Source organism: Flavobacterium cupriresistens (assembly GCF_020911925.1).
Taxonomy (GTDB): domain Bacteria; phylum Bacteroidota; class Bacteroidia; order Flavobacteriales; family Flavobacteriaceae; genus Flavobacterium; species Flavobacterium cupriresistens.
This window is the reverse complement of the sequence record NZ_CP087134.1, coordinates 2,710,199-2,723,397: the sequence shown is the minus strand read 5'-3', so window position 1 is coordinate 2,723,397 and position 13,199 is coordinate 2,710,199. Positions and strand designations below refer to the sequence as shown.

The window sequence follows — 13,199 nt, the reverse complement described above, 5'->3', positions numbered from 1 at the left end:
ATCTGAATAACTATAGAAGCCAGGTTGAGAAGACATATACCAATGAGCTCCAATATCTTGAATTGGATGGCGAACATATCTATCTGAATTTATACCAACTCTGTAATTCCCATAGCCAACATAAGCAGCTCCTAATCTATAAGGATTGCCTGTTTCTTTTACAAATCCTCCAGGCATTTTCTCGCTGTAAGCTCCATACTAAGTACCCTTTCCCATTTCAGCCGTATCTCCTGTATAATCAGTACGACTACCCGTAAATAAATTAAATCCTGCAGAAAGTTTCCCTACACTTAAAGACAGTACAGCTGTTCTATATCTGTCAAAACCATCGCCATAAATTCCGCCAAAAAAATTTTTCTTTTGAAATGGCGAACCATCATTCTCATACATAGCCCTAAAATCTCCAAAATGTAATCCCAAAACCCCTGTCTGTTGTTTAAATTCTTCCATTCCTTTACTTCCACTCCAGAAATTTGTTCCTAAAGAAACCCCTGTTTTACCATCATCATAAGCAGCAAGAATAGACTTTCGTATTTCTAACCCGTTCTTACCAAATCCGTTATAATTACTATTACTCATAATACCAATTCCAGCTGAAAAACTAAAATCACCACTACTATATCCTACAGAAAGACTAGCCCCAATACCCGAAGTATTTCCAAAGGCAATAGCAGGAGAAATATTAAAACTCCAATCTCCAACCTGTACTCCATAGGAAGGTAAAATGGCAGACACGAAACCAGTTGCAACAGCTTGCCCTACAGAATCCACACTTAAAACACTACTTGAAGGATCCACACCTCCAGTTATTGCTCCAATAGCAGCTCCACTTAAAACAGAAATACTAAATTGTCCCCAACTCCAGAAAACCAAGTAAATACTAGACTTTCTTTATTTTGTACTTCCCTTTACCAATCTGGCTTAGTAACTCTTATATTTTTAGGTATTCGCTTTTTTATGAAAAATGATTTTATTTGAGAATTTTCTATTCCCCTATATAAACTTATTAACGTATCATTTTCAACTGAAAATTTCACTGTATTTAATTCTGAAGAATTAGCATTACTATTATAAAATTGAACTATAATGTTTTCACCATCATAATTATAATAACCCATATACCCTTTTCTTGCCTCAAGAATAGTATCTATCTTTAAGTTTACGTTTCTATCATAAAATTCAGCAATTCTTCCATGATTATAAAACTTGCAATATTTGGATATCATAGAGCCCGTAACATTTGTCATTTCTTCTTTATACAATATATATACAGAATTGGTGTCAATAATTGAATAAACTTCATTATTAGTATTAGGCCTAATAGTGAACTTAGATAATCCAACTCTATAAAAACCAAAATCATTATGCCTCATGCATGAATTAAAACATACAATCATAAAAACAAAAAATAAAAACCTTACCATGATGTAAATATATTAGAGGTTTTATATTGTGAATACCCATTCCAATCCCATGATTGGTTTTCAAAACCTTGATCATGAATTAATCCATGTATTGTTCTATCTTGAATAGTATGTCTAACATGTTCACTATTCACTCCTATCCTATAGGCTCCATAACCCATTGTTAAAGCACCTAATCTGTATTTTTTACCTTCTTCCTTCACATAGCCGTAATTATATTTTCTTCCATAACCATCTGCAATTTTATTCTCAGGAGATCCTCCTCTAGGAATATTCTCCCTCTTACCAGTAAAGAGATTAAACCCAGCACTAAATTCTCCAACGGACAAATTCAAAGCTGCAGTTCTGTAAGAATCCCCCGCATCTCCCAATCCTTTCTTTAAAACTGGCCCACCATCATTTTCATATACTGCCTTAAAATCACCCAAATGAATGCCAAACATTCCTGTTCGCTGTGCAAAATCACCTCCCCACATATTACTCCCTAAAGAAACCCCTGTTTTACCATCATCATAAGCAGCAAGAATAGACTTTCGTATTTCTAACCCGTTCTTACCAAATCCGTTATAATTACTATTACTCATAATACCAATTCCAGCTGAAAAACTAAAATCACCACTACTATATCCTACAGAAAGACTAGCCCCAATACCCGAAGTATTTCCAAAGGCAATAGCAGGAGAAATATTAAAACTCCAATCTCCAACCTGTACTCCATAGGAAGGTAAAATGGCAGACACGAAACCAGTTGCAACAGCTTGCCCTACAGAAGCCGCACTTAAAACACTACTTGAAAGATCCACACCTCCAGTTATTGCTCCAATAGCAGCTCCACTTAAAACAGAAATACTAAATTGTCCCAAACTCCAGAAAACCAAGTAAATACTAGACTTTCTTTATTTTGTACTTCCCTTTACCAATCTGGCTTAGTAACTCTTATATTTTTAGGTATTCGCTTTTTTATGAAAAATGATTTTATTTGACCATCAGTCTTAAGATATTTTTTAATTGAAACCATTGTATCATTTTCAATAACAAATATTTCAGTAGTCAATTCCGAAGCATTAGCATTACTATTATAAAACTGTACCGTTAAGTTTTTTCCATCATAATTATAATACCCCATGTAACCTTTTTTGGCTTCAAGAATCGTATCTTTTTTTTAATCTACATTTCTATCATAAAATTTAGAGTATCTATTCACCATTGAGCCACTAATCTTTCTCCTTTGCTCTTTATACAATATATATATGGCATTAGTATCAATAATAGAATAAGCCCTATCATCCAAGTTTGGTGTTATAGTAAACTTTGATAAACCAACTCTATATTGTCCGTATTCATTATATCTCATACATGAACTAAGACATAAAATTACAAAAGCAGAAGTTAAAATTTTACCAAGATGTAAACGTATTAGGTGTTTTATATTTTGAAAATCCATCAATTCCTAGATATAATCATACACTTCTTTTTACCAATTAATTTTATACTTTTTCCATTCTTTAGGAATTATAAATCTAATATAAACATGATTTTTTTTTCCATTTTCTAAACTAGTTAATGTATCTCCTTCTTTACTTAACTTGTATTTTAGAATAACAAATTGTCCTCCGTTACCATTTGTAAAAACCTCATGTTTTATTTCTTTATTTTTTTCATTATATATATAATAACCTTTATTAGCATAATTTGGATCAAGACTTTTTTCTTCTAATTTAGCAGTTCCAAAGCTATAAACTCTACCATTTGAAATGAATTTTTTATAGCCTTTCCATCCATCTGCTGCTTCATCTTCAATTAAATTATTATTACTATAATAACCATAAAATTCATATACGTTTATAGTATCTAATTCTTTTGGAATTTTATCCCCTTTTTTACCTTTCAAAGTATAGTTCGGGTTGTTTGGAATATAAATACCATATTTATCATTATGTCCTGAACTACAAGACAAAATGACACAAAGTATAATTAAATAAAATAGTCTTACCATGTTGTAAATATATTAGAGGTTTTATATTGAAAATACCCGTTCCAGTCTCCGTTCTGCATTTCAAACATTCTTTGATTAGCTATAAAAGTTCCATGAATAGCAACATTTTGTATGGCATGTCTTATCCATTCACTATTTACTCCTACTCTGTAAGATTTGTAACTAAAATAAGCCGCTCCCATTCTATAAGGCGTTCCTCTTTCATGAACGAACCCATTTTTATAATATTCTCCAAAACGACCAATTGAAAAATTTCCTAATTTACCACCTGACATATTATTATCTTCGTAATAATAGTCTTCCTTAGTTCTAGTTCCTGTAAATAAATTAAAACCTGTACCAAATTCTCCAACACTTAAAGACAAAGCTGCCGTTCTATACTGATCATTACCATCAGCAGATATCCCGCTAAAGGGTTTACCATCATTTTCATATTGCGCTCTAAAATCCCCAAAATGTAATCCTAATGTTCCTGTTTGTTGTTTAAAATCGCCACTCCAGAAATTTGTTCCTAAACTAACCCCTGTTTTACCATCATCATAAGCAGCAAGAATAGACTTTCGTATTTCTAACCCGTTCTTACCAAATCCGCTATAATTACTATTACTCATAATACCAACTCCAGCTGAAAAACTAAAATCACCACTACTATATCCTACAGAAAGACTAGCCCCAATACCCGAAGTATTTCCAAAGGCAATAGCAGGAGAAATATTAAAACTCCAATCTCCAACCTGTACTCCATAAGAAGGTAAGATGGCAGACACGAAACCAGTTGCGACAGCTTGCCCTACAGAAGCTGCACTTAAAACACTACTTGAAGGATCCACACCTCCAGTTATTGCTCCAATAGCAGCTCCACTTAAAACAGAAATACTAAATTGTCCCCAACTCCAATTTCCTGTTTGTATTGCCTGTACACCATAACCAACTGCACCAATAATAGCACCAATGATAGCACCTGCAATGATAGGTGCCCATACAATCTCTCCACTTGGATCAGTATATTTTAAAGGATTATTCCAGCAATATCCATAGCGATTATAGTTCTGAGTATTTGAAGGGTCTTGAATATTATTATCCGGCTGTAAAAAACGATGCAATTTAGGGTCGTATAAACGACCGTTCATATTTATAATGCCTACAGTTTGTAAATGTTCGTGTCCTGTATAACCTCTATCTAGAACCGTTAATTCCGTCAATATATTGCCTGCTCCGTCTTGTACTTTTATAATAGCACCCCAAGCATCAAATAATCTCTTTTCTATAATTGCTCCTGATTGATCTGTTATCGCCAATATAGAGCCCTGATAATCACGTTGTAAATATAAATACTTTTGGGTTTCTCCGTTACTTTTCATCACTATTGGAGCAGAATAACCATCTCCTCCTATATAGGTTGTAAACTCAAAAACTCCTGTAACAATATTATGTTTAATCTCCATACTGCCATCGGCAGAATAATATTTACGTTTGGGTCTTAAAAGCTTATCATCTTGAACACTTCCATAAAACATTGCCGTACGATCGTTCCCGTCATTATAAACAAAACTTATTTTATCAATTCCTGTTTCTTCTATTTGTACAGGGCTTTTAAAACTATTATAACTAATAAATTGCTTTTGTTTTAACGTATAATAGTCCAATGCCTCATTTGTAGGATTAATTTCTGTATTTTGATATGGATTGTCTGTTTTTGTATACTTATACGTTCCTAAATTGTTCTGTGTTATCCTACCCCTATCGTCATAAACTTGTGTTTCTTGTACGCCTTGAACATTCTTAAACTTGGTTAGACGATCCAGAGCATCGTATTCAAAACTTTCATTCCAACCAAATAAACTATTCGAACGACTTGTTAAATTTGACTTCTTAACATCAAAAATAGTATTTAAAGTCAGGATGTTTGTTAAACCATTGGTTTTATCATATTTAGATTGTGATACAAAACCATATGTATCATAAGTATTTGTTATCGTTATTGGCCCGTTTTGAGCAGTCAATAATTGTCCTCTATCATTTACAGAATTGGTTTGCCATAATACAGCATTGGTCTCATTATCGAGTATTTGCCAATGTGAACCATTTTTGTAGGTATTTCTCACTATTTTTCCACTACTTTTTCCTCCAGCTGCCGCCACTGAACTTTCGGTATCTACTCTGCCAAATCCGTCATAAGTTAGCTCTTTGGTAAATACAGCATACGGTGTCGTCTCTGTAGTTTTATTAATTCTTTTTGAATTGTCATAGGTATAAACAGTAGTGATCGTATTAGCTCCGTTTGTTAAATCTTCAAACTTGCTACTTACTATAAGCTTAGTTGAAGAATCATATGTATAAGTAGATTTTGAATTGGTATTAGTTCCTGATATTGTTTTTTCTTCTAATTTTCCAACATTGTTAAATTTATAATTAGTTATTCCATTAGGTGTCGACTCTTTTAAAGTTTCTCCAAAAGCATTGTACTCATAAATATAAGTACCTGCCGATGAATCTACCAATCTTGTCTTCCTGCCCCAACCATCTTGTGTAATAACCGTTTTTGCGCCTGCATAATCGGATTCTTTTAGGTTTCCGTTGGCAAAATAAGTATAATTAACAGTTCCACCAGGTGCATCAGTTATAGATACAACATTACCGATAGCATTTTTAGTTATAATCTTGTTTTTTGTACCATCATTTATTGTAGTAGTAAGACTTGAATAACTAGTATTAGTAATCTTTCCTGTATAATCAATATTCTGAATAGTTCTCCCATATACATCAAATTTAGTTTCATTAAATTGGATTGGAGAAAGCCCAAAAGTAGGTTGGCTTACTTTATAATTTCGATCATAAATATCATAATAGTAAAAAACATTTGAATATGTACCCATAATGTTTTTAGACCCTATTTTTATTTTTCTTCCCAAGTCATCGAATATTTCTTCTGTCGAAGATCCATCTTCTCCCGAGCCGGTAATAATTGTTTTCTCACTACTACGTGTATAATTATAAGTTTTACTTTTACCTAAATAATCAGTTGTTTTTGTTTTCTTGAAAAAAGAATCATACAAATATACGGTGGTTAATCCATAAGGATCTGTTTCTGACATTAATAGTCCATTACTCAAATTATATACAAAATCTACAGAAATCCCTTCTATATCAGTACTTTTTATCAAAAAACGACCAGAAGTATCATAAACATAATTTGTGATTCTAGTTGAAAGTCCTGGTACGGTAATATTTTTTTTAGTAATATTTCCAAATACATCATAAACATTATCCTCTGTAATATAATCTGTATTTGTTCCTTTTTTCTTAACCTGAGTTAACAAACTATTAGAATAAGTATAGAGCTCCTCTGATGACATAACATCTGTTGAAGTTTTTACAGTTTGTACTTTGCCAGCTGGTCTACCAACTATATAAGGAGATTGAGAAGAAGGGTGATAAGAAATATTTGAAAGACTTGTTTGTACAGTCCTAGAGCCTTCTTTTAAATTTGTAGTTGATTTTATTGGATTATTATTAGTGTCATATTCTGTTATGCTCTCACTACCAGTACCCTCTAAATTATTAAATTGTTTTAATTTCGTATTTTTAATTTTAAAAACTTTATTCGGTAATAATTCACTTTCGTATGTCAATAATGATTTTGTTATAAAATCACTTGGAGTCCCCAACGAAGTACCAAAATTAGCATCTTCATTTATTGTTGCAGAAAATGTGCTTCCTGATTTTACCCACATGTTGGATTTTAATGTAATACTCTGTGTAGCAACCAGATTTTCCGTACCTGTTACAGTATAAGTTCCTTCTTTGATTATTGTACTAGGAGTTGTTATTTCATTAGGTTTTGGAATTAATGGAGTATTAAGACCTAATACCGTATAATTTTCTACATTTGCCCCCCTTAAAGACATGTCATTTTTTGAAATGCTCGAAATAACAGCAGTATTATCATCGTGCCAATTAGTACGAACTGTAGAACGAAAACCCATAAAGCCTAATCCTTCTAAATTAGAAACCGCTCCACTATAGAGAAACAATTGCTTTTTATAAACATTTTTACTGCTCTTTTCAAGCTTAGTCACCATTTTTAAACTTGGTGCTATTGTAACATCAATATTTGGAAAAGTTTCGACAAAAAGAGTTGGTGTATAAAAAGGTTCATATTCATCTTGCTTTAATGCATTATATGTTATCTTTTCTTTCACACCATTACCTGTCGTAATAGAATTTACTAAAACATCTTTTCTATTATCTTTAGGACCGTTAAAAGTTACAATCTTATTATCGCTTATTAAACTGTATTCTAAATTTTGATTTACCTCATTATGATTTGTAAATACTGCAATAGGATATCTTCTAATTCCTGCCACTTGAGTTGGTGTATTAATCATTGAAAAATTAATCACATTACCTGTAACCAATTTATTTTCTAATAGAACTAATTTTGTCAACTGTGGGGTTCCTCTATTATCATATTTTTCTCCTTCACGCTCAACGGTTAGATTTTGTTGATATAGAATATCCGTTTTGCCATCTCCATTATAATCATTAGCAATATAACTTCTCTCATTTAAACTATATGTATCATTTAGACTCCAACCTTTTACACCATAGAATCCAAATTCTGAAGTTTTATATTCTAATCCAATAGCCCCATTTACCTTATTGAAACTTACTCCATTCGATAAATAAAAATTCCAACTATCTTGATTTACTGCATTTGGTATCACAAAATCTGTTTTTCCGTCTCCATTATAATCCCCCATTAAAACAGGCCTGTCTAACATTATTCCTGAATCTGAAGTTGTATTTTGGTACATCAATATCAATTTATTTGTACGATCTAAAGTATACACTTTTACAAACCCTGAATCAAAAACTATAAAATCGGATTTACCATCTCCATCAAAGTCAATTACTTCTACTTTAGAACCTGATACATCTGAAATTAATTCTCCTGAATCATGCAAAAAATCTACTGTATTATCTCTTTTTAAATCAATAAAATACACCTTTTTTGATCTCATTTCTTGTGGAGTAGTAGAAGTTCCACAAACCCCCATAGTGGGGTCATAAATACAGTTATTGAAATAGTCTAGCTTAGTGTCAATAGCAATGACATCTGTTAAACCATCCCCATTAAAATCTCCGGATAAAATTCTCTTTGAAAAAATTCCATATCTTTTCCCTAGTACATTACAATTCAAATCACAGTCATCACTCATAACAACCGTAGGAAAGTTCACTACCCTATTGTATTGTTCTGATATATGAGATGTTGAGCCAATACCATAAGTTGTAAAAGTATAACTTGTATCTGTTTTTTTCGAAATTACCCATCCTTGAGGCAACACCTTATTATTTGAACTTAAAAATGTAGAAGGAAAAATTTCTTCAAACTTACCTACATCATGCATAGAACTTATATTAGCACTACCTGCAATAATATTATTATACAGCCAATACTTTTTTTTAGCATCAGTGCCAGTTGGAGAATATAAAATTATATCTATTTTGCCATCAGTATCAAAATCTCCTGAAATATACCCTGTATTCACAAAATTAATCCCTGAAAAATCAATATTTGCAGGTTCTTTTGCTCCTAAAGGTAAAGAGCTATTTGCCGATGATTGATATTCAAAAACAGTTGGATTATAACTTTTACTACCATCTCCACTTTTTTCTGTTATAGAAACTAATCGTTGATAATCTAAAGATGTTTTATCATAATCTAAAATATAATTTCTAAAACCTACTGCGTTTCCAATTACTTTAAGCTCTTTAAGTATCGTATCTCTTACAAGACTTAATCCTCCAATATAAGCTTGCTCTGGTCTTTGTCTAGTCTCATAAACAAATTGAATTTCGTTTATAGGTGCACTTGTTGTTCTTGCCCCATATTTTATTGAGCTTATGTTTAAAATATTATTGCTTAATACATATGTATAACTTATTCGAACGCCCTGAGGATTTTCCCAATAGGAAATTGACCAATCTGTCGCTGAACGACAATCTGTAGAATTACCATAATACGATTTTGATCCATCTGGATATTCTACTATAAAATAAGCTGGTCCATAATTAACCCCACTGGGGTGAGAACCATAAGATGTTATTTTTACATTTGAAAAATTTTCAGTTTCATAAACCGTTCCATCAGCCCCATAGACTCCAGCAGTTCCGCTTTTTACTATTAATCTTTGACCATCAAAAGCAAATCTATCTAAAATATCAAAATCTACAGGGTCAATTGTTCCGTCGTGATATTTTGTAGATGAAGTTCTTGTAATCGCAGAGACTCCCGAAATGTTCCAACCATATCCTGCAATTCCATTACCTCCCTGGCTATTATAAACCAAACTTACTTGTGGTAAAACTCCATTAATTCCTGGTGGAACTGCAATAGGAACAGTATAATTTGCTCCACCTGATAGTGAGACTGATAATTGGCCTTCGGTTATTCCAACTTCTGTTGAAGATCCCGTTGGAGAAGTTTGCGCTGAAATAATTAAACTAATAAATAAAAGTATAAGGACAAAGTGAAATTTCTTCATAATCTTTTACTGTTTAACAATTTTTATAGACTTATCTTCACCTGCTTTATATGAAAGTAGTACAATATAAACTCCTGAAGGGAAGCTCTGAAAAGAGATTATCAAGTTTTTTGTAGTTTCATTTGTTTGATAGTTTCTTAAAACTTGTCCTGTCATAGAATAAACCTGTACAAATTTTACATAATTATCTTGGGCAAGCTCCCACTGAAGATAGAGTTCTTCTTTTACAGGATTCGGATAATAAGAAATCACATCTTCTTTTGAAAACTTTTCTAAATCGTCTTCAACAATAGCTTTAACTTCTTTTACAGATTTTGAGGTACAATTAATGCATAAAATTCTGCTTATTTGGTTTCCTGCATCATCATAGCTAAACTTAATTTTTGTTTGCGCTTTAGACAATAACGAAAAACCTAATACCAATAAGGTTATATAGTATTTCATACTTTAAACAATTATATTTATTAAAAAAGAACACATTATTTTTTAATAGTTAATAATGCTTTAACTTGTAGTTTTAATTCCTCAATTTCCTTGTTTTGCTGAATCAGGTAAAGAGTAAGTTCTTCGATTTTTTCCTGTTGAATTCTTGCCATCTCACCTAATTGTAAACCATTCTCTGTGATCTCTTTAGCAGATGGCACATTGGGTAAGTGGCCATTCTTAGCAATAAAAGCTTCAATTTCACTTAAAGCAGGTAATTTATAAGACGGGTTAAAAACATAATCTGCCCAAGTATTGTATACTTTTATTTCCTCGGCTCTGATTTTTCCTTTTACTGAAAGACGATACATATCTCCTCCATCAACAAAATTGGTTGTTCCGATACCTATGTTTGAAGCAAAATAGCCCGTACCATTTACGGAAAGGGTATTGGTATTAGAGGTATCAGGAGTCCATTGATCATATCCAATTTGCAATCTGCTGTTAATTTGTGAAATACCATCAATTAATGCTGCGGGAATAGAACAAAGCCAAATGTTTTGTTTGTTATCTCTACCTAAACTCAAAGAAGGGTATGGCATTCCGGAAATATCATTTGATATTCTTAATCCAACATCTGTAATACCGCTTGAAGTTGATCCCGTTACAGTACCCCATCCTTTAAATAATTCAAAAAACTTCCCAGCGGCAACAGTTTTTCCACTTATTGCAATGCGATAAAACTCGGTGTTAGTTGTAGATACTGCTACTGGATCTGAAGTAATACTTTTTGCAAATGTTTTTTGTCCTGCAAATATTTGATTTCCTGTTGTAACTAATCCCGTAGCTGTTGAACTAGCGTATGGAATATTCAAAGTTATTATAGGAATTGTGGTACTGTTTACGACAGTAGAGGTTACATTTGTACCGTCGGTACCAATAGTTAATGCACCAACTGAAGTGACTGTGCCCGTTTGACCAAAAGAAAACATTGCTCGTAAAAATATCACCAGCAGTAAGACTAACTTTTTCATAAATTATTATTTACAAGATTTTTTCTACAAAAATAAACAAATTAAAGATATATCCTACAAAAAAATTACCTATTTCCTATAATAAATACACAGTATAATCAGATAAATAAAATTAGTAAAGGCCTGAACCATTACAACGCTTTAGCTTTTGAAGTAGAAAAAAAAAAGCAACCTTGAAAAGAATAAAAAAGGAGAAAGAGTAACATTAAAATAATATTTAAGAAGACGGTTAGTCTTTTAACAAAAACCAATATCTCAGAATTAGCGAAATGCCTTCAAAAACAATTGCCAAACCTCTTTAAGCTCCTCTAATTTCAATAACCAACAAATAAACAAATAGGTTATCGGCCCAAGAATAGCACCTAAAAATAATTGTAAGACCAAATTCTCTATAAAGTAAATCATACTATATACTAAAATCGACATTCCTATCGTAGCAACAATAAAAGGCAGCGTGTCTTTTATTTGCCTAATTGCTCCATAGCCATACAATTTTCCTGGCAAGTAAGCATTGAAGACAAAAAACAAAGCCGATGTAACAACATGCCCGATTACTATGGCTTTTACACCAAGAGGAATGGTAATAATCATAGCTAATACTGTGAAAGGCAGCTTAGACAAATCTACCTTTAGAAACAAATCAGAACGTCCGATTGCCTTTAGTAAATTTAAATTTATGGCACTCATAGGAAGAAAAACACGTGAAAAAACAATCCATTGCAAAAGTGGAATTAAAGAAATCCATTTTTCGGTAAGAACTATTACAACGATCGGTTTGGCCAACAGCGCGATGAGCGTCATTAGTGGGATAATCACAAAAGCAGACATTCGAATCATTCTGCTGTAAATAGAAACCAATTTCTCTTTATCATGTTGTACTATAGTAAGAATTGGAAATGTGGCCTGTTGCAGAATACTTGTAATTGTACCTGCCGCTATATCAGCAAAACTCTTTGCTCTGGTGTAATACCCTAATGAAACCGTTGAGTAAAATTTCCCTAAACAAATTGTATATACATTATTTAAAATTTGAGCATACAAACCAGCTGCTAGTAATTTTGAACCATACCCAAATAATGATTTAAATGATTTTCTTGAAAAAGCAATAGAAGGAACCCAATTACTAAAAAACCATAAAGACACAGACGAAGCAAAAGAACCAACCAGTATTTGAACAACCAAAGACCAGACTTCATATCCATTTATAGCAGCCAGCACTCCACATACGCCTCCTGAAAGCATTCCGATTATATTACTTTTTGCTATAGATTTGAAATCAACTGCAATTGTTAGTTTCGTTCGTTGAACGATTGCAAAAGCATTTATAAGCAGACTTAAACTCAACATTCTCGCTAGATTCGTTAATTGAGGTTGTTCAAAAAAAGAGGCGATAAATGGTGCTGATAGAAATAACAGCAAATAAAAAAAACTACTTACAGCCAAATTGAAAACAAATAGGGTCGAAAAATCAACCTCTTCCCTGTCTTGGCGTTGAATTAGTCCGATGTTCAATCCACTTTCAATAAAAGTTTGTGATAAAGCTATAAAAATGGTTAACATGCCTATTAAACCAAAATCTTCGGGAACCAAAATTCTGGCAAGTATGATACTCGCTATAAATTGTCCGAATTGAACAGCAAATTTATCCACCGCTGACCAAAAAATTCCTTTTGTTGCGGCTAATTTTATAGAAGTATTTTGCATTTAAGACAATTAAAATTTAGTTGTATTTAACTTTTTTCAATCCAATTATGACTTTTATCCTCATTAT

Annotated in this window: 9 protein-coding genes; all 9 read right to left on the bottom strand. The window is 32.3% G+C overall.

The genetic code is table 11. The annotated features are described in order from the left end of the window. Positions 1-198: 198 nt before the first annotated feature. The 9 genes from LNP23_RS11695 to LNP23_RS11655 all read right to left on the bottom strand — a co-directional run bounded on the left by LNP23_RS11695 (position 199) and on the right by LNP23_RS11655 (position 13,132). Positions 199-873 carry a polymorphic toxin type 23 domain-containing protein gene (locus LNP23_RS11695; RefSeq protein ID WP_487320893.1) on the bottom strand — a complete coding sequence of 225 codons (675 nt, stop codon included), beginning with the start codon at positions 871-873 and terminating at the stop codon, positions 199-201. 35 nt (positions 874-908) lie between these two features. Continuing rightward, on the bottom strand, positions 909-1,373 hold the full coding sequence (locus LNP23_RS11690) for a hypothetical protein (protein ID WP_230005024.1): 465 nt from the start codon (positions 1,371-1,373) through the stop codon (positions 909-911). Positions 1,374-1,417: 44 nt separating this feature from the next. Beyond that, positions 1,418-2,287 (bottom strand): polymorphic toxin type 23 domain-containing protein, encoded by an 870-nt coding sequence (locus LNP23_RS11685; protein ID WP_230005023.1) that lies wholly within the window; start codon positions 2,285-2,287, stop codon positions 1,418-1,420. Between the two features lie 50 nt (positions 2,288-2,337). Further along, on the bottom strand, positions 2,338-2,550 hold the full coding sequence (locus tag LNP23_RS11680; protein ID WP_230005022.1) for a hypothetical protein: 213 nt from the start codon (positions 2,548-2,550) through the stop codon (positions 2,338-2,340). A 348-nt stretch (positions 2,551-2,898) separates the two neighbouring features. After that, positions 2,899-3,420, bottom strand: a complete 522-nt coding sequence (locus LNP23_RS11675; protein WP_230005021.1) for a hypothetical protein — start codon at positions 3,418-3,420, stop codon at positions 2,899-2,901. Beyond that, entirely contained in the window at positions 3,414-9,971 is a 6,558-nt protein-coding gene (locus LNP23_RS11670) for a polymorphic toxin type 23 domain-containing protein (protein WP_230005020.1), read from the bottom strand. Before LNP23_RS11670 ends, LNP23_RS11675 begins: the two co-directional genes overlap by 7 nt. A gap of 6 nt (positions 9,972-9,977) precedes the next feature. Continuing rightward, positions 9,978-10,415, bottom strand: a complete 438-nt coding sequence (locus tag LNP23_RS11665) for a T9SS type A sorting domain-containing protein (protein ID WP_230005019.1) — start codon at positions 10,413-10,415, stop codon at positions 9,978-9,980. Positions 10,416-10,450: 35 nt separating this feature from the next. Further along, on the bottom strand, positions 10,451-11,428 hold the full coding sequence (locus LNP23_RS11660) for a hypothetical protein (protein ID WP_230005018.1): 978 nt from the start codon (positions 11,426-11,428) through the stop codon (positions 10,451-10,453). Positions 11,429-11,689: 261 nt separating this feature from the next. Further along, entirely contained in the window at positions 11,690-13,132 is a 1,443-nt protein-coding gene (locus LNP23_RS11655) for a lipopolysaccharide biosynthesis protein (RefSeq protein ID WP_230005017.1), read from the bottom strand. Positions 13,133-13,199 lie beyond the last annotated feature (67 nt).